This window comes from Sphingomonas gei, from assembly GCF_004792685.1.
GTDB classification, from domain to species: Bacteria; Pseudomonadota; Alphaproteobacteria; order Sphingomonadales; family Sphingomonadaceae; genus Sphingomonas; species Sphingomonas gei.
The window spans coordinates 282792-301054 of record NZ_SRXT01000003.1 but is presented as its reverse complement, the minus strand read 5'-3'; the positions used below and the strand labels follow the sequence as shown (position 1 = coordinate 301054).

10 protein-coding genes are annotated in these 18263 nt (G+C 66.5%); 7 read left to right on the top strand and 3 right to left on the bottom strand.

Annotated features, from left to right (window positions below; all coding sequences use genetic code 11):
• Window positions 1–78 precede the first annotated feature (78 nt).
• Window positions 79–2988: a PAS domain-containing protein gene (locus E5A73_RS08445; protein ID WP_135963379.1), complete on the top strand. Its 2910-nt coding sequence runs from the start codon at window positions 79–81 to the stop codon at window positions 2986–2988.
• A 31-nt stretch (window positions 2989–3019) separates the two neighbouring features.
• Here E5A73_RS08445 and E5A73_RS08440 read toward each other — a convergent pair whose 3' ends face one another.
• Window positions 3020–4405 carry an RNB domain-containing ribonuclease gene (locus E5A73_RS08440; protein ID WP_135963636.1) on the bottom strand — a complete coding sequence of 462 codons (1386 nt, stop codon included), beginning with the start codon at window positions 4403–4405 and terminating at the stop codon, window positions 3020–3022.
• Between the two features lie 79 nt (window positions 4406–4484).
• On the opposite strand from E5A73_RS08440, the gene E5A73_RS08435 reads away from it, so the two are divergent.
• Window positions 4485–5813 (top strand): MFS transporter, encoded by a 1329-nt coding sequence (locus E5A73_RS08435; protein WP_240700091.1) that lies wholly within the window; start codon window positions 4485–4487, stop codon window positions 5811–5813.
• A gap of 138 nt (window positions 5814–5951) precedes the next feature.
• Here the strand turns inward: E5A73_RS08435 and E5A73_RS08430 are convergent, their stop codons facing one another.
• Window positions 5952–8240: a glycoside hydrolase family 3 N-terminal domain-containing protein gene (locus E5A73_RS08430; protein WP_135963377.1), complete on the bottom strand. Its 2289-nt coding sequence runs from the start codon at window positions 8238–8240 to the stop codon at window positions 5952–5954.
• Between the two features lie 165 nt (window positions 8241–8405).
• On the opposite strand from E5A73_RS08430, the gene E5A73_RS08425 reads away from it, so the two are divergent.
• Entirely contained in the window at window positions 8406–9416 is a 1011-nt protein-coding gene (locus E5A73_RS08425) for a LacI family DNA-binding transcriptional regulator (protein WP_135963376.1), read from the top strand.
• A gap of 44 nt (window positions 9417–9460) precedes the next feature.
• Entirely contained in the window at window positions 9461–10897 is a 1437-nt protein-coding gene (locus E5A73_RS08420; RefSeq protein WP_135963375.1) for a glucoamylase family protein, read from the top strand.
• Window positions 10898–10958: 61 nt separating this feature from the next.
• On the opposite strand, the gene E5A73_RS08415 is transcribed toward E5A73_RS08420, so the two are convergent.
• Window positions 10959–13949, bottom strand: a complete 2991-nt coding sequence (locus E5A73_RS08415; protein ID WP_135963374.1) for a TonB-dependent receptor — start codon at window positions 13947–13949, stop codon at window positions 10959–10961.
• 706 nt (window positions 13950–14655) lie between these two features.
• Here E5A73_RS08415 and E5A73_RS08410 point away from each other — a divergent pair.
• Genes E5A73_RS08410 through E5A73_RS08400 form a run of 3 tightly spaced genes read left to right on the top strand, consistent with a single transcriptional unit; the run spans window position 14656 to window position 18257 of the window.
• Window positions 14656–15246 carry a Pvc16 family protein gene (locus E5A73_RS08410; protein ID WP_135963373.1) on the top strand — a complete coding sequence of 197 codons (591 nt, stop codon included), beginning with the start codon at window positions 14656–14658 and terminating at the stop codon, window positions 15244–15246.
• Between the two features lie 4 nt (window positions 15247–15250).
• Window positions 15251–16456 (top strand): hypothetical protein, encoded by a 1206-nt coding sequence (locus tag E5A73_RS08405; RefSeq protein WP_135963372.1) that lies wholly within the window; start codon window positions 15251–15253, stop codon window positions 16454–16456.
• Window positions 16457–16478: 22 nt separating this feature from the next.
• Window positions 16479–18257 (top strand): phage tail sheath family protein, encoded by a 1779-nt coding sequence (locus tag E5A73_RS08400; RefSeq protein WP_135963371.1) that lies wholly within the window; start codon window positions 16479–16481, stop codon window positions 18255–18257.
• Window positions 18258–18263: the final 6 nt, after the last annotated feature.

The following is an 18263-nucleotide window of genomic DNA, read 5'->3' as shown; positions in this document are numbered from 1 at the left end:
CCTCTGGTCGCTCAAATCTCATGCGACGGGGGGCGCTCGAGCGGACGTATCGAGTGGATGAAGGGCTTGCGCTGAACAATGCCGGGGTTTGAGAGTCAGCACCACGACATACTCATCGAGCTCGCGGACCGTATTCGCGACATCGAGGACCCCGACGCGATCGCTTATGCCGCAGCTGCGCTGCTCGGCCGGCGGCTGGGAGTGAGCCGCGCCGGCTATGGCGCGATCGACAAGCAGGCAGAGACGATCCGCATCGAGCGTGACTGGAACGCCCCGGGCGTCGACAGTCTCGCCGGGCTGCTCCATTTCCGCGATTATGGCAGCTATATCGATGATCTGAAGGCCGGCCGCACGGTCGTTGTCGCCAATGCCGAACAGGACTCGCGCACCGCCGCCACTGCGCCAAGCCTGGCGGCGATCAGCGCGCGATCGTTCGTCAACATGCCGGTAACCGAGCAAGGCGGGTTCGTCGCCCTGCTGTTCCTCAACCATGCCGACCCACGCGATTGGAGCGACGAAGAGCTCGCGCTGATCCGGGAAGTGGCCGAGCGAACCCGCAATGCCGTCGCGCGGCGCGAGGCCGAGCAGGCATTGCGAAAGAACGAGGCCCGGCTGCGCTTCCTCGACACGCTCGGCGTGGCAACGGCGCGGGCGGCCGACGCCGACGCTGTGATGGCGGTTACCACGCGGATGCTGGGCGAGCAGCTTGGCGGGTCGGACTGCGCCTATGCCGACATGGAAGCCGACGAGGACATGTTCAACATCCGCGGCGACTGGCACGCCACGCATGCGCCGAGCATCGTCGGGCGCTACAGCCTCGCCAGCTTCGGCGGCCTCGCGGTCGCCAGCCTCAAGTCCGGACACCCGCTGGTGATCGACGATGCCAACCTGCTCGGCGAAGACGGTGCGCGGGCGTTTGTGGACATCGGCATCCAGGCGACGATCTGCATGCCCTTTCTCAAGGAGGGCCGGCTGACCGCGTTGATGGCTATCCACAATTCCACACCCCGCCGCTGGACCGCCGACGAACTGGGGCTGCTGCGTGAAGTCACCGAGCGAAGCTGGGCGCATATCGAGCGGGTGCGCGCCGAGGCGGCGCTGCGGGAAAGCGAGGCCCGACTGCGGCTCGCGGTGGAAGGTGCACAGATCGGCACTTGGGACTGGGACCTCAAGACGATGCTCGGCACCTGGTCGGCGCGCACCTGCGAAATCCTCGGCGTCGAACGCGGCGACGCCGTGACGGTCGAAGATCGCATCCGCACCATCCACCCCGGCGACCGCGCACGCGTGCTCGACGAAGTGCGCCGCTCGGTGCTCGCCGGCGAGGAGTTCTCGACCGAGTACCGCGTCGTCCGCCCCGACGGTGACGTCCGTTGGATCGCATCGCGCGGGGTGGTGCAGCGCGACGAAGGCGGCAAGGCGATCCGCACTGCCGGCATCGTTCGCGACGTGACCAAGCGGCGCGAAGCGCAGGAAGGGCTAAAGGCGCTCAACGCGACGCTCGAGCACCAGATCGCGGAGCGCACCGCCGAGCGCGACCGCATGTGGCGGCTGAGCGGCGACCTAATGCTCGTCGTCGGCCGCCGCCGGGAGATTCGTGCAGTCAATCCGGCGCTTGGCACGCTGCTCGGCTATGCGCCCGACGAAGTGCTCGGCCAGCGGTTCGATCGCTTCCTTCACCCCGAGGAGTCGCACGGGTTGGCCGAGGCGATCCGCGCGGCGGCGACAGCGCCGCTGCGCGACCTTGTTGCCCGGTTGCGCGCGAAGGACGGATCGTGGCGGCGTTTCGCCTGGACCGCTGCGCCCGGCGACGGCGAAGCCTATGTCATCGGCCGCGACGTGACCGAGGAAGTCTCGCGCCGCGAGGAACTCGAGCGCGCGCAGGAAGCCTTGCGCCAATCGCAGAAGATGGAGTCGCTCGGCCAGTTGACCGGTGGCGTCGCGCACGACTTCAACAATCTTCTGACGCCGATCATCGGCAGCCTCGACCTGCTGCGCCGCAGCGAGACCGCGAGCGAGCGTGAGCAGCGGCTGATCGGCGCGGCACTCGAATCGGCCGAACGCGCCCGCACCTTGGTCCAGCGGCTGCTCGCCTTTGCAAGGCGCCAGCCGCTCCAGCCTGGCCCGGTAGATCTCGCTGCGCTGATTCATGGCATGTCCGACCTGATCGCGAGCACATCCGGCCCGCAGATCAACCTGAGCGTCGACGTGGCCGAGGACCTGCCGCCGGCGCTGGCGGACGCCAACCAGCTGGAGATGGCGATCCTCAACCTGAGCGTGAATGCGCGCGACGCGATGCCGCAAGGCGGACGACTGACGCTCTCGGCATCTGCAGTGGAGCTGGAGCCTGGACATCGCTCAGAGCTGGCGTCGGGCCGCTATGTGCGGCTCACCGTCGCCGACAGCGGCGAGGGCATGAGCGAAGAAACCAGGGCACGCGCTGTCGAGCCGTTCTTCTCGACCAAGGGAATCGGCAAGGGCACCGGGCTGGGGCTGTCGATGGTGCACGGCCTGGTATCGCAACTGAACGGAGCGATGCTGCTCTCGAGCCGGCCAGGTCTGGGCACGGTGGTGGAGCTGCTCCTGCCCGTAGCCGGTAGCCCGGTCGCGACGCGGAGCAAGCCGACGGCCGAAAGCCTGAGCGAAGCGGCAGGCATCGTGCTGCTGATCGATGACGAAGCAGCGGTGCGCACGGCAACCGGCGAGTTGCTGCGCGACCTCGGCTATCAGGTGATCGAGAAAGAGAATGGGCGCGAGGCGCTGGCCTATCTGGCCGAGCATTCTGTCGACTTTCTCGTCACCGACCATCTGATGCCCGGCATGCAGGGCACGGATCTCGCACGCATAGTAAGCGAGCGTAATCCCGACGTGAAAATACTGATTGTATCGGGCTATGCCGATCTGGAAAGCATCTCGCCTGATCTGCCGCGGCTCGCCAAGCCGTTCCGGCAGGACGAACTGGCGGCGAGTTTGGCAGGGCTAGGATAGGTCCGTTCCTCCTCCGGTCGGCAGAGGGAAACTATGAGGCACGCTCGAACGTGAGTCGCTGGTGCTCTGGATCGGCCGCGACGAGGCGCACCGTGATCGCATCGCCGGGTTCGGCGCCTGCCATCGCCAGTCGCGCCACCACCGGGAAATCCCGCAGCTGGATGCGCGCGCCGCGATCATCGGCGTCGGTGACCACGGCAGCGAAGTCCTCGCCTTCCCTGCCCTGCAGCATCACCGCCTCGGCGAGGTCGATCACCGCCCGATCAATCTGGCCGCCGATCGCGTCGGCACGCGCCATCACCTCAGGGAGCTTGGCGAAGGCCTCGGTCACCCCCTCCGGAACAGGTTGCCCGTTGGTCACGGCCAGCGTGGCGCGGATCACATAGCGATCGGCGAGGCGGCGGAGCGGCGCCGTGGCATGGGCATAGGTCGCCGCCACTGCCGCGTGCCATGGGACGACTCCTTGCTGAAAGGGCTGGTACGATGCCCCCTGCCCCGCCCTGCGCACCGCGAGCATGAACGCCGCCTGCTTGGGATTACTGCCGTCGAGCGTCGCTTCGAATTGCGCGAGCGGCGCTGCCGGCGGCCAGCGAAGCCCGAAAGCGACTGCGGTCTGGCGCAGCCGGCCGATCGCATGGGCATCGGGCTCGGCCATTACCCGGAACAGTCCGGTCTGATGCGCGCGCAGCGCGTCGGCGATCGCCATGTTGGCGGCAAGCGACAGCGCGGCGTTGCGCTCTTCCGAGAGCAGGCGCGGGCGGAACACCAATTCGAAACCGCCGCCGGGCCGCGCGGCGACTTCCTGCTCGGGCGGATCGACGCGCGCCGCGCCGCGCCGGTTCTCGGCCGCCTGGAGCCGTGCAGTGAGTTCGACGAAGCCCGCCGGCAGATCGGCATCGCGGACGCTGTCATAGGCAAGCTTGGCGGCGCTGCGGATGATCGCGCGCTCGGCGCCGTCGAGATGCACTGCGCCGTCCGGCGCGACGCGTACGGTGAAGATCACCGCGGGTCGGGGTCCATCGGGCAACAGGCTGGCCGCGGCTTCGCTGAGCGCGGGCGGATAGAGGCTCGCCTTGCCATCGGGCAGATAGAGCGTCGTGCCGCGGCGCCATGCCTCCAGGTCCAGCGGATCGCCGTCGGCGACGAACCAGGCGACGTCGGCGATCGCATAATGGAGCAACAGGTCGGCGCCGCTCGGCTCGATCGCGAAAGCCTGGTCGAGATCGGTAGCGCTTGCCGGATCGAGTGTGACGAAATGACGGCCGGTGCGATCGACATGCTCGGTCGGCGCGCGGCGCGCGGCCGCTTCGGCCGCAGCGAGCACGGCGGGGGGAAAACCCTCGGACACCTGGAAGCGCGTGCGGATCGCGGCGAGGTTTCGCGTGAGGCTGTTGGCCGGGTCGGCGAGGGTTTTCATGCGCATGCGGTATAGCGGCAACGGGGTCTGGGGAAGAGCGCGACGTGACTTGGCCGCGCGCCTGCCTTAATCCCGCGGCGTGCGCCCCCCCCTTCCCCTCAAGCTTCGCCTGACTTTGTTCGCCTTGGGGGACTTCGCGTTCAATCTCTACTGGCAGAGCATCATGCTCTTCCTGCTTTTCTATTACACCGACGCGCTCGGGCTGGCGATGACGACCGCGGCGGCGATCTACACCGCGGCATCGATCTGGGATGGAATCGCCAATTTCGTCGCGGGCGCGGTGACCGACCGGCGCCGGCCCGAGCATGGCTATGGCCGCGTCCTGATCCTGGGGAGCGTGCCCCTCGGCCTGGCGTGCATCCTCACTTATGCGCCGCTCGGGACCGGGCTTGGCGGGCTGACGCTGGTGGTGATCGGGCATTTGCTGTTTCGTACGGCCTATGCGGCGATCAATGTGCCGTATCTGGCGATGGGCGCGCGGATCAGCGTCGACAGCCGCGACCGGGCGTTCGTGGCGGGTGCCCGGATGCTGTTCGGGACGCTGGCATGGGTGGTGGTCGCGCGCGGCACGGTGCCGATCGGGATGTGGATCGGCGGCGGCGCGGTGGCCGCGCGAGGCTATTTGTGGGCGGCGGTGCTGTTTGCGGTGCTGGGAACGGCGATCCTGATGCTGGTCGGCGCGACGTATCGCGAAGAAGCCATGCCTGCCGCCCCCGCGCCGCCCTCGGTGCGCGCCAGTGTGGCCAGCCTGATCGCCAACCGCGCCTTCGTGACGCTCAACCTTGCGATGATGGCGATGATCGTCGCGGTAACCGTGCTCAACAAATCCGTGCTCTATTATTTCAAATATTTTCTCGACAGCGACGATGCCGGGCAAAGCGCGCTGGCGTGGATGGGCGTGGTAAGCGCGGTCGCGGTGCCGATATGGATGCTGCTCCAGCGGCTGATGGGAACGCGGGCCTTGTGGTTCGTCGCGGCGGCTTTGTGCATCGCCGGGCTGGCCTTGTTCGCGGCGGTGCACATCGATCGCCCGCTGGCGATGCAGCTGTTCCTCGTCGGCATGCAGGCGGCGATCGTCGGGTTGCACTTCGCCTTTTGGGCAATGCTGCCCAACACGATCGAATATGGCGAGCAGGCCACCGGGCTGCGCGTCGAGGGCGCGGTGTTCGGGGCGGCGGCGTTGCTCCAGCGCGTCGCCATCGGTCTCGCGACCGCGATCCTCGGCTTCGGGTTCGACAGCGCTGGCTATATGGCCAACGTCCCGCAGAGCGACGCGACGCTGGCGGCAATGCGCTGGACGATCGCATTGGTACCGCTCGCGGCGCTGACAATTTCGTGCGGGCTGATGCTGCTCAACCCGCTGGGCAAAGGTGCGCATGCACGGATTTTGAAGGGGTTGGAGCGATGAATAAATCCTCCCTCGCGCTAGCGGGGGAGGTGGCATGCGCAGCATGACGGAGGGGGCTTGGCCGCGAGGGGATTCGCTCGTGGAGAGGCCCCCTCCGTCGCCTTCGGCGCCACCTCCCCCCGCTTCGCGAGGGAGGATTTAGGCAGTCAGCTCGAACTGGGCATGGAGGCCTGCCGCCTCGGCAGAGGGCGCGATCCAGACGTCGAACGTCCCCGGCTCGACCGTCGGCTTGTTGTCGCGGCCGATGAACAGCAGCAGCGAACGATCGAGCTTGAAGGTCACCGTTTCGGACGCGCCCGGCGCGAGCCTGAGCTTGCGGAAGGCCTTCAACTCGCGGACCGGACGGGTGATGCTCGCCGTGCGATCGCGGATGTATAGCTGGACGACCTCCTCCACCGCGCGCGTCCCCCGATTGGCGATCGTCGCGGTGACCGTCAGCGCGCCGTCCCACGCCAGCGCCGGTGCGACCTTGAGTCCCGAATAGTCGACCTTGCCGTAGGTCAGGCCATGGCCGAACGGGTAGAGCGCCGAGTTCGGGATCCCGCGATAATGCGCCTTGTAGGGCTCGAGCTTGTCGTCTGACGGATTTGGGCGGCCAGTGGATTTATGCGCATAATAATAAGGCTGCTGCCCCGGCGAGCGCGGGAAGCTGCACGGCAGGCGCGCCGAAGGACTGTAGTCGCCGAACAGGATATCGGCGGTGGCGTTGCCGCTCTCGGTGCCGAGGAACCAGGTGACAAGGACCGCCGAGGCATTCGCGACGGCGCCCTGCAGCGCGAGGGCACGGCCGTTCTTGAGCACCACGACGACCGGCTTGCCGACCGCAGCGACGGCTTCGGCGAGTGCCTGCTGCGCCTCGGGAACGACGATCTCGGTGCGCGATTGCGCTTCGCCCGACATGGCTTCGTTCTCGCCGATCGCGAGCAGGATGACGTCGGCGGCGCGTGCGGCGGCGACGGCGGCGTCGATCCCGCCGGGGATCGCTTCGTCGACACCCGAGCCCGCAGTGACCGTGACATTGTTCTTGTCCGACACCGCGGCGCGGACGCCCTCGGCGAGGTCGACGGCATAGTCATTGGCGCCATAAACCACCCAGGGTCCGTTGAGGTCGTGCTTGCCCGAGGCGAACGGGCCGATGATCGCGATCTTCTTGCCCGATTTGGGCAAGGGCAGCAGGTCGCCTTCGTTCTTGAGCAATACGATCGACTTGCGCCCCGCCTCGCGCGACAAGGCCTGCGCCGGCCGGGTCCGCGAGCGCGCCTTTTCGCGCTTGACGTCGATGCGGCGGAAGGGATCGTCGAACAGGCCGAGCGCCGCCTTGATCGCGAGCACTTTGCGGACCGATTCGTCGACGCGCGCCACCGGCACTTCGCCCGCCTCGACCAGTTCGGGAAGGTGCTTGCGATAGAAGCCGCTGGTCATGCTCATGTCGACCCCGGCGAGGAATGCCAGCTTCGCCGCCTCGCGCGAATCCTTCGCGAAGCCGTGGTCGATCATTTCCATGTCGCCGGTATAATCGGAGACGACGAAGCCCTCGAAGCCCCATTCGCCGCGCAATATCCCGCGCATCAGCCATTCGTTGCCCGTGGCGGGAACGCCCGACAGCTCGTTGAACGAGGCCATGAAGGTCATCACGCCTTCGTCGAGCGCCGACTTGAACGGCGGCAGATAGACTTCGCGCAGCGTCCGCTCCGAAATGTCGACGCTGTTATAGTCGAGCCCCGCCTCGGCCGCGCCATAGGCCGCGAAATGTTTGGCGCAGGCCATCATCGCGTCGGCCGCCTTGAGATTCCGGCCCTGGAAGCCACGGACGCGCGCCGCCGCCATCAGATTGCCGAGATGGACGTCCTCGCCGGCGCCTTCCATCGTACGGCCCCAGCGCTGGTCGCGGGCGATGTCGACCATCGGCGCGAAGGTCCAGTCGATCCCCGCCGCCGCCGCCTCATATGACGCCATCCGCGCGGTGCGCTCGGCAAGATCGGGCTCGAAGCTCGCCGCCTCGCCCACCGGCACCGGGAAGATCGTGCGGTGACCGTGGATCACGTCGGCGGCGAACAGCAGCGGGATCTTGAGCCGCGATTCCTTCATTGCGACATTCTGCATGCGGCGCGCCATCTCGGCGCCGTTACCGTTGAACACGCCGGCGAGTTGCATCTGGCGGACTTCCTCGAGCTGCTGCTCGAAGCCGGGGCCGTTGCCGGCGGGATTGAGCGCGACCGCGACGCCGCCGGCCCAGGCCGCGGGCATGATCGTGAGCTGCCCGGCCTTTTCGGTGAGCGTCATCTGCGCGACCAGCCCGTCGATGAACGCCGGCACCGGCAGCCGTGCCGCGGCCTGGAACAATGCACGCGCCGGGCTGGAGACCCAAGCCGCGACCGCGCCCGCGCCGAGCAGCGCCGCGCGTCGCGAAATCCTGGTGTCGAGCATTGCAATTCTCTCCCTGAAGCGCGCCCTTGAGCGGCGGACGCGCGCAACTTTATGCTTGTTGCAAGTAACCGTAACCGGTTACATAACCTTTGCAGGGCGAGGATTGCAATCGTCCTCACGGTCTGAAACGTAGGAAAGATGCGCGGGACCGGGAGCAGGAGCAAAATGGGCGAGGCCACCATCCGCGATGTCGCACGCCGCGCCGAGGTTTCGGTCGCGTCGGTGTCGCGTGCGCTCAACGGCCTCAACAATGTCCGCGGCGAGACGCGCGAGCGGATCCTCGCCGCCGCCGCGGAGCTCGGCTATGTCCCGCATGCCGGCGCACGCAGCCTGAGCCTGGCCCGGGCACATGCGATCGGCGTGGTCCTGCCCGATCTGCATGGCGAGTTCTTCTCCGAATGCGTGCGCGGCATGGACCGCGAGGCGAGCCGGCGCGGCTATCTGTTGCTGCTCTCCAACATGCACGACGATAGCGAGCAGGCCGCGGTGGCGCTGCGCGCGATGCGCGGCCGTGTCGACGGGCTGCTGGTGATGGCGCCGCACATCCCGCCTGAATCGCTCGAGCGCGCGCTGCCTGCGGCTTTGCCCGCGGTGCTGATCAACGCGCCGGGCGACTTCGCCTCGCGCCCCTCGCTGCGGCTCGACAATCGCGCCGGTGCCCGTGCGATGGTCGAGCATCTGCTGGCGGGCGGCTATCGCCATCTGGTCCACATCGCCGGGCCCGAGGGCAATGTCGACGCGCAGGAGCGCGCGCGGGGCTTTCGCGACGCCCTGGCCGAGCTCGCGCCCGACATGCCGGTGCGGATCATCGCCGGCGACTTCAACGAGGAAGCGGGCGAAGCGGCGGCGCGGCAGATCCTTGCGAGCGACCAGCCCTGCGACGCGATATTCGCCGCCAACGACATGATGGCGATCGGCTGCCTCCACGCTTTGCGCCAGGCGGGCAAGCGCGTGCCCGAGGATTTCGCGGTTGCCGGCTTCGACGACGTGCCCCTCGCCCGCTATCTCGCGCTGACCACGATCCAGGTGCGCATCGCCGAGATCGGCGCGCGCGCGGTCTCCCGGCTGGTCGACATGCTCGAAGGCAAGGGCCCCGGCGCGCCCGTCGAACTCCACCAGCCCGAGCTGATCGCACGCGCGACGACCGCCGCACGCCCAGGTGTCGCCAATGGCTGACCGCTTCACGCCCGCTCCCGGGCGCCCTTCGGATATAGGACGACATGATCGATCGACGCAGCCTGCTGTCCCGTTCGTCGCTGCTCGCCGCAGCGACTTCCCTCCCCGCCTGCACGCCGGTGGCACGGCCTGGTGGAGCGCCGACCGGCAATACGCTTCCCGCCTTCTATGAGGATATCGAGGAGCGCACCTTCCGCTGGTTCTGGGACAATGCGAACCGCCGCAACGGCCTCGTCCCCGATCGCGCGCCGACGCCGAGCTTCTGCTCGATCGCCGCAGTCGGGTTCGGGCTGACTGCCTACCCGATCGGCGTCGAGCGCGGCTGGTGCACGCGTGCCGAGGCGCGCGACCTGACGCTGACCACGCTCGAGTTCTTCTGGAACGCGCCGCAAGGCCCCGAGCCGAGCGGCAAGGCCGGGCACAAGGGCTTCTTCTACCATTTCCTCGACATGAAGACGGGGCACCGCTTCCGCGATGTCGAACTCTCCAGCGTCGACACGACGATCCTGCTGATGGGCGTGCTGTTCGCGGGGCGCTATTATGACGCCGATCACCCTGCCGAAGCCGAGATCCGCCGCCTCGCTTTGGCGATCTATGCCCGCGCCGACTGGAACTTCTTCCGCTCGGACGGCCGCGCGGCAGTGTCGATGGGCTGGCATCCCGAGCGCGGGCTGATCCCCCGCAGCTGGACCGGCTATAACGAAGCCATGTTCGTCTATGTGCTCGGGCTGGCCGCGCCGGAGCATCCGCTTCCGGCCGATAGCTGGAAAGCCTGGACGGAGACCTACCCGCATTCGTGGCGCGGCGAAGGGCCGACACGCCACCTCGCCTTCGCGCCGTTGTTCGGCCACCAATACAGCCATGTCTGGATCGATTTCCGCGGCATCCAGGACACCGTGATGCACGAGGCGGGGCTCGACTATTTCGAGAATAGCCGCCGCGCGACTTATGCCAGCCGCGCCTATTGCACCGCCAATCCGATGCGCTGGGACGGCTGGTCGAAGCAGGTCTGGGGACTCACTGCCTGCGACGGCCCGGGCGATTACGCCCTGCCCTTCAAAGGCGAGAATCGACAATTCTACAGCTATTCGGCGCGCGGCCCGCTCGGCCAGCCCGACGAGCGCGACGACGGCACGCTGTCACCGACCGCGGCGCTCGGTTCGCTCCCCTTCGCGCCCGAGATCGTCATCCCCTGCGCAGAGGCGCTGCGCCGCGAACATGGCGACCGGCTTTATGGCGCGTACGGGTTCCGCGATTCGTTCAACCCGAGCTTCCGCTACGGCGATGTGCGAACGGGAAGCGGGACGGTCGACCCGGTGCATGGCTGGTATGCGAAGGATCATCTCGGGATCGATCAGGGCCCGATCCTCGTACAGGCCGCCAACTACCGCAACGACTTCGTCTGGCGGCGCATGCGCGAGGAGCCGGCGATCCGGCGCGGGCTGATGCTCGCGGGGTTTACCGGAGGGTGGTTGAGCTGACTGCGAGCTGGAATCGCATCGACTATCGGCGGGGCCCCTGGAGAGGCCCCGCCCCTAGTCGTCAGAAGCGGTAGCCCATCCGGAACTGGACGCGCCGCGGCAGCGTCAGCAGGTCGCGACCGATCCGGGCGGGGTCGAGTGTGTTGACGACATTGCCGGTGTTGGGATCGATCGTGTTATTGAAGCTATCGTCAAAGCCTGCGAAGTTCTTGTTGTTGAAGGCGTTGAGCAAGTCGACTCCGGCTTCCACCTCGTGGTTGCCGAACAGCTTGACCTTCTTGGCGAGCGACAGGTTGACTTCGCAATAGGCGAAGACCCCGCCGATGCAGTTCTTCTGCGGATAGCGCGCGGTGAAGGCGTTGAAGCCCGAATCGGCACCGTTGGTCTCGTCGGTCACGCGGAACGCCTCGCCGCTGCCCAAGGTGGTGAGCGTCGAAAATTGCACACCGAACGGCAGATCGACGATGCCGGAAAAGACGAGCCGGTGGCGTTCGTCGCCGTTGCGCGGGCGCCAGCCATAATCGTCGGGCGTGATCTGATCCAGGCTGAACAGGTCGCCGCCATTCTGCTCGCCCTTGGACAGCGTGTAGGCAATGTTTATGCCCCAGCCCGAGCTCTCGCTATAAGGCTTGTCGACCGTGACGAAGAGCGCCTTGTAGCGCGTGTCGAGCCCGTCATAGCCGATCAGCGCATTGGCATAGCCATATTGCGCCAGCGGCGCGGTGTTGCAGCAACCCCCTTCGCCGGCCGGAACCGGGACGATGGTCCCGTTGGCCTGCCGGATGAAGTTATTCCGCGTTGCGAACAGGTTGGTGTAGCCGTTGCGGCCGCGCTGGTACGAGCCGGTGACCGAAGCCTGGAAGATTCCGATCCGCTGGCGGACACCGAGGCTGATCTGGTCGTTGACCGGCGGCTTGGCGTCATTCTTGACCGCGAAAAGCTCCGGATTGCCCGCGCCGGCCGCGCTAGCCCGTAGCGCAAGGAGGCCTTCCTTGGTGAGGTAGGACGGGTTCCAGACGATCGTCGGCAACCCGCCGCGCGGCGCACCATCGGTCGAGAAGCGGAACACGCCGACCGGGTTGATCGTGCGCGAAAGCTCGTCGACCGTGTTGTTGAAGTTATTCCGGTCATAATAGCGGCCGGCACCGCCGAAGATCACCGTCGAGCGATCGCCGAACAGGTCGTAGGAGAAGCCGAATCGCGGTGCGATCGCACCGGCGAACGGGCTGCGATCATTGCCGTCGGTGATGTAGTTCTCGGGATCGAAATACCGAGTCGAGGGCAGCGCACGCAGCGCCGCCGCGGCACTAGCCGGTGTACGATATTCGTTGTTGAAGCCATTGGTCTCATAGTCCCAGCGTACGCCGAGATTGAACTGCAGGCGTTCGGTCACGTCCCAATCGTCTTGGACGTACAAGCCGACCTGGGTGTTCGAACCCTGCACGAGCCCGCTGCCCAGTCCAAGCCGGGCTTCGGCAGGGAACGAGAAGTTGAGGTTGTTCTGGGGCTCGCGGCGAAAGATATAGCGCGGCTGGATCAGGTTCTGGTTGTCGAAATCGATATCGGTGATCTCGACACGTGCGCCGAGCTTGAACGCATGGCCTTCAAGGCCAGTGTAGGTGAAGTCGTTGCGCAACGTATGACTGAGCTGCGTCTCGCGCCGGGTTGAATCTCGGCCACCGTACAAGATCACGCCCGAATATTCGAAGCCCGGCAAGCCGGGATTCAAGGACGTCGGATTAAAGACGTAATCGACCAGATTGGCGCTGAACTCGTTGGTGAAACTGTCCGCGCTATGCGTCCACTTGAACAGATAAGTGTCGACCTTGTTGCGCTTATTCTCTGCATAATCGTACGCCGTGTTTCCGCCGAATCCCTGAACGTCGGTCTCCTGGCGGCGGCTGAACGACAGGTCGATCGTGTTGCGCTCGTCCGGAGTCAGGGTCAACTTGCCGAAATAGAAGTCGCTGCGAAACGGGCTTACGAACGTACCTTCGAACTCGGAAAGCTGACGGCCAGAAAAGCGCTGAAACTCGTTGACCGAATCGACATCGCCGCTGCTGTCGACGTTGAACGCGCGGTTCTGGTCGTTGCCTTCATAAGCGAGGAAGAAGAAAAGCTTGTCCTTGACGATCGGCCCGCCGAGCGAAACGCCGTACTGCTTGCGTTCGAATTCCGGCTCGGCGCGGTTGTTGCGCACGTCGAGATAGGATTTCTGGCTCAGCCCCTTGCCGGTGTACTGGCCGAACGCCTCGCCGTGGAACTCGTTGGTACCCGACTTGGTGATCGCGGTGACGATCGCCGAGCCTGCCTGCTCATATTCGGCCTTGTAGTTCTGGGTGAGGATGCGGAACTCCTGCACGGCCAACTGGCCGAACGGATTGCCGCGGCTGTTCTGCTGACCGGCGATGCCGCCCTCGCGCAGCTTGTTCTTGAGGCTCACGCCGTCGATGAAAACGTTGACTTGGCTCGCGGTCGAGGCGCCGGACTGAATGCCCTTGCCGGTCTCGCTGTCGTTGTAGCGCACGCCTGGGGCGAGCGCGGCGAAGGACAGGAAGTTGCGGTCGGTCTGCGGCAGGACGCGGATCTGCTCCTGACTGACGTTGGTCGCGACTTCGCTGGTGCGCGTCTCGGTGAGGCGCGTGCCGGTGACGACGATCTCACCGCCGCTGTCGTCGACGCCGGCGGCAGCAACTTCCGCGCCGACCGCGAGATCGAGCGACGTCGCCTGACCGATACCGATCACCACCGTCTCGCTCGCGGTCTGGTCGCCTATGGTGGCGGTGACTTCGTAGGTGCCGGGACGCAGACCGGTCAGCGTATAGCGACCATCGGCGACGCTGGTCGCGCGCCACGTCTGATTGGTCCCGGTGCTGCGCGCAGTGACTTGCGCACCAGCGGCGCCCGCGCCGTCGGCTGCGGTTACCTGCCCGCGGATCGAACCGGTGGTTACCTGCGCCGTGGCGGGTGCAGGGAGCAGCACTGCTCCGCCCGCGAGTACCGTGGCTGCTGCGAGATACGCCCTGAACGTCCGGCCTGTCTGGATTTTCATCATATGTTCCTTCCCACGCGTCTCTGACGCTTATTTTCTGTAATCATCTGTCGTCGTTGTTCGGGGGCGGCCGCGAAGCATGCACCGCTGCAGATCCCGCTGATTTCATCAAAAAGGCGCCGAGCCGGAGTTGGGCACCAAACGGCATTGCGGCGCTAGATCGACCGCGTCCAGCTTCGTGCGCAAAACGCCGAAAGCGTGTGGGAACTCCGTCCGATTGCCGGCCGAATGCACGATAATCCTCTCCCAGCTCCGGCATGTAACCGGTTACATTTTGTGTTGAATGCCGTGGCATTCCGACAACGATGTCAAAGTCAGTTTAGGGCCCCGCTGTCAATGCCGGAGGTCGTTAAGAACGTTCTCAGAAACACTGGAAGTCCGATGCCGTGTCCAAAGAGCAACACTGGCGGTTTCCCCGCCGCGCGGGCGGCCGATCGCCCCACATCGCGCAATGCCGGAGTGCATGGCGGATCGGATCGCGCTGTCGGTGGGCAACACGCGCGACAGTTGCGCAGGATCCGCCGCGCTTTCAGTAAATGATCGCTTCTGGACCGGTCTCGGTAATTTCGAACCATTCTCCTATTGTCAGCGTTTCAAATCCAAATAGTCTCTCCCTCAAGTTGCATCTATCCAGCCGATCCCGCGCAGGAACGGTAGCACCATCTATTTCATCGGCTTCGTGTCCGAAGGGGGAAGATCTTGACCCATGGTCATGATCAACGACATTCTATTGTCCGTGCGCGACCGGATCGAATCCGCGCTGCAGGCAGCACAGTCGCGCGACGAGGAATGGATCCGGCTGACCAATTTGACCGGGCTCGACGGCAATGCGCAGCCCGAGACTGCCGGCCGGATCGTGATGTCGCTCGCGGCGCTCCAGCACGACACCAGCCTGGGCGCCTTTACCCCGATCCGTGCCGGCAATGGCGAGGGCTATGCGATCGCGAGCCCGCCGCAGTTTATCGACGCCTATGTGCTGTTCACATCATGCTTCGTCGAGGCAGGCTATGCGGCGGGTCTCGCGGTGCTTTCGCGGATCATCGAGTATCTCCAGGAATATCCGGTGTTCGACGCGGCGCGCTCGCCGGAGATCGGGGCGCTGATGGGCAATCTCGCGATCGAGCTGGTCGGGCTGGACCTCAGTCAGACGAGTCATCTCGCCACCTATACCGGGCTCAAGGGGCAGCCCTTCGTGCTCTATCGGCTGCGCCGCCTGCCCTTTGCCGGCGCGGCGATCAGCGCCGTGGTGCCCGCGGTGCAGGAGGCGCCGCCGCCAGTGCTGCAGCCGCGGGAATGAGACGATGACGACGATCTTCGACTCCTTTCTCGATCAGGCGCTGCGCAGCCTGCCGCTCGCTCCGCTGAGGGCGGCCAGAAAGGCGCCGCCGCCGCCCGCGGGCACCGCGGCGGCAGGCCGCTACGATCGCTTCATCTCGATCGATATCCGCCACGAATTCTACAATCGCAGTGATGGCCGGTGCGCCGACATCGCGATCGAGCCGACGCCGCGCACCCGCGAGCGGCTGGCGCTGTACGGCTATGTCGTCCGGCAGCGTGCCGACGGGATCGATTTGTTCTGGGACCTCGCCGTTCGCGCACAGGCCAACAGCATCTTCGCCGGGTTGCAGGCGCGGTTCGGGCAAGTACCCGAGGACGTCTGGGCGCGGCTGTACGAGCCGCCTTTGCTGTTCACGCTGAAGCTGGCCAATCCGCGCTTTGCCGTGTTCACCGAAATGCCGACCGACCATCGCATCGGCGATCCGCCGCTGCGCCTCTCGACGCGCGCCAATATGCCCGACGGCGACGGCAAGGCGGCGCTCGCCGTGGAATGGAACACGCGCTTCTCCCGCGCGAGCATCGTGGAGACGCGCGGCATGGAGGGCGTGGGCACCAGCATTCCCCCCGCCAGGGACGTGCCGCCGCCGCCGCCTCCGCTCAAGCCCGCCGAACAAGGCCCGGCGGCGCAGGAGCGCGTCCAGATCGAGCGGCGCTCGCAGGCGCTTGCGCTGCTCGACTTGCATTTCACCCGGGCCGATCCCGCCGCCATCGCCGGCTGGGACGGCATGCCGGTCGAGCGCACGCCGGCAAGGCCGCGCACCGGCACCCCCGATTTCTTCCGGCCGGTGACCTATACGATCGACTTCGCGGCGCGGCGCACCCGCTGGCGCTATGTCGTCGCGGCGCGCAGCGGCACGCTCGACGCCGCCAGCCTCGGCGTTGTCGCCGCCGACGGCGAGGATGCCGGTTTCCGGCTCGAAGACGCCGCCCACTTGCTTCCCGACGGACGCGCCGCCGCCTGCCTCGCCAGCGCGGATCCGCGGGCGATCCTCGCCAGCCCGCAAGCGCAGCTCGCGCTCACCGGGCGTCCGCTCGGCGGTCGCAGCTATTCGCGGACGCTGGTCGACCGGCTTCCCGGCGCGGGAGCCGACAGCATCACCCCGGCCGCATCGCCACCGAGGGACGGCGAACCGCCGCCGGCCTGGTCCGACATCTACGTGTTCGTCTGAAGCCCCGAACGGGAGATACGCGATGGCTACCCAATACAAGACACCGGGCGTCTACATCCAGGAGCCCGACAGCTTTCCGCCCTCGATCGTCGGGGTCGAGACCGCGGTGCCGTGCTTCATCGGCTACACCCAGCAGGCGACCGATACCGACAAGCGCGATCTCACCCTGATCCCCAAGCGCGTCGAATCGATGGCCGAGTTCGTCCAATTCTATGGGCGCGGCTATGGCCAGAAATATTATCTCGCCGCATTGGGCGCGAAAACGGACGATGACAAGGAAGCGGCCGACGACAAGGCGCCGCCGACGTCGCCCGACACCAATTGGGGCAATGTCTCGCTCGACGGCAGCACGTCCTACGCGCTGATGCAGGTCGGCAAGAACGTCTTCAATCTCTACAATAGCATGCGGCTGTTCTACGCCAATGGCGGCGGCGCCTGCTACGTGATCTCGTGCGGCGCGTTCGAGGCGAACGGGACGCCCACGACGATCTCGGCGGACGATTTCATCGCGGCACTGGGGGTCTGCGAGAGCTTCGTCGGGCCGACCATCGTGGCGATCCCCGACGCGATCCAGCTCGCCGACAAGGACCAGTTCGCCAACGTCACTGCGCAGATGCTGCGCAGTTGCGCCAAGACCGGCGACCGCATGGCGCTGCTCGATGTGTGGGGGGCGAACACCCTCGGCCCGCGCGACGACTGGAAGCCGAAGATCGCCGATTTCCGCAGCGGCGTCGCGTCGCAAGTGCCGCCCGAGATGTGGCGGTTCGGCGCGGCCTATTTCCCGCCCTTGGTGACGTCGGTGGTATCGCCGAGCGAGATCGACATCTCCAATTTCGCCGTGGACGGCACCAACAAGACGATTCTGCAGACCGCCTTGCTCGGTGTGCTGAGCGCCGCCTACCCCGCCCCGCCCCCGGCCCCGGCCAAGCCCGTCGCGGGTGAAACCGTGACCGCAGGGGCCGGCGGGAAGCCCGTTCCGCCGCCGGCCCCGGCGAACGGCGACGCCAAGCCGGCCGCGAACCTCGCCGCGCTGAGCGACAAGGGCAAGACGATCTATGCGAGCTATGTCGACAAGATCGGCACTTCGCTCGCGGTGCTTCCCAAGGCGGCCGATACCAATGCCGTCGCGGCGGGGATCACCCACAAGCAGCTGACCTCGGCACTGACCGCCACCGTTCCCGGCTTTCAGAACCTGCTCACTGCCGTGGCGGCGACGCAGGGCGTGCTGCCGACCAGCGGTGCGATCGCCGGGGTCTGGGCCACGAACGACGCCAGCCGCGGCGTGTGGAACGCCCCCGCCAATGTCGGCATCGCGACGATGGTGATGCCCAAATTGCCGATCGCGGGCGACGATCAGGACGATCTCAACGTTCCCGTCCAGGGCCTCGCGGTCAACGCCATCCGCACCTTCCAGGGCCGCGGCAGCCTGATCTGGGGCGCACGCACGCTCGACAGCCTGTCGAACGACTGGCGCTACATCCAGGTGCGGCGGACGATGATCTATGTCGAGCAATCGGTGAAGCAGGCGCTGGACGCGATGGTGTTCCGCCCGAACACCGCGCAGACCTGGGTGACCGTGGTCTCGATGATCGAGAGCTTCCTCCACGGGCTGTGGGCCGCGGGCGGCCTGATGGGGAACAGTCCGGCCCAGGCGTATAACGTCGTCGCGGGGCTCGGCAGCACGATGACTCCCGATGATGTGCTCAACGGGGTGATGCGCGTGCAAGTGACTCTGCAGATGGTCCACCCTGCCGAGTTCATCGAACTCACCTTCAAGCAGCAGATGCTCGGCGGCGCCTGAGACGCC

Coding starts and splice junctions, on each gene's coding strand:
- E5A73_RS08415 (WP_135963374.1), bottom strand. CDS start 13,949: ATGAAAATCCAGACAGGCCGGACGTTCAGGGCGTATCTCGCAGCAGCC.
- E5A73_RS08410 (WP_135963373.1), top strand. CDS start 14,656: ATGGTCATGATCAACGACATTCTATTGTCCGTGCGCGACCGGATCGAA.
- E5A73_RS08430 (WP_135963377.1), bottom strand. CDS start 8,240: ATGCTCGACACCAGGATTTCGCGACGCGCGGCGCTGCTCGGCGCGGGC.
- E5A73_RS08445 (WP_135963379.1), top strand. CDS start 79: ATGCCGGGGTTTGAGAGTCAGCACCACGACATACTCATCGAGCTCGCG.
- E5A73_RS08425 (WP_135963376.1), top strand. CDS start 8,406: ATGGGCGAGGCCACCATCCGCGATGTCGCACGCCGCGCCGAGGTTTCG.
- E5A73_RS08400 (WP_135963371.1), top strand. CDS start 16,479: ATGGCTACCCAATACAAGACACCGGGCGTCTACATCCAGGAGCCCGAC.
- E5A73_RS08420 (WP_135963375.1), top strand. CDS start 9,461: ATGATCGATCGACGCAGCCTGCTGTCCCGTTCGTCGCTGCTCGCCGCA.
- E5A73_RS08440 (WP_135963636.1), bottom strand. CDS start 4,405: ATGAAAACCCTCGCCGACCCGGCCAACAGCCTCACGCGAAACCTCGCC.
- E5A73_RS08405 (WP_135963372.1), top strand. CDS start 15,251: ATGACGACGATCTTCGACTCCTTTCTCGATCAGGCGCTGCGCAGCCTG.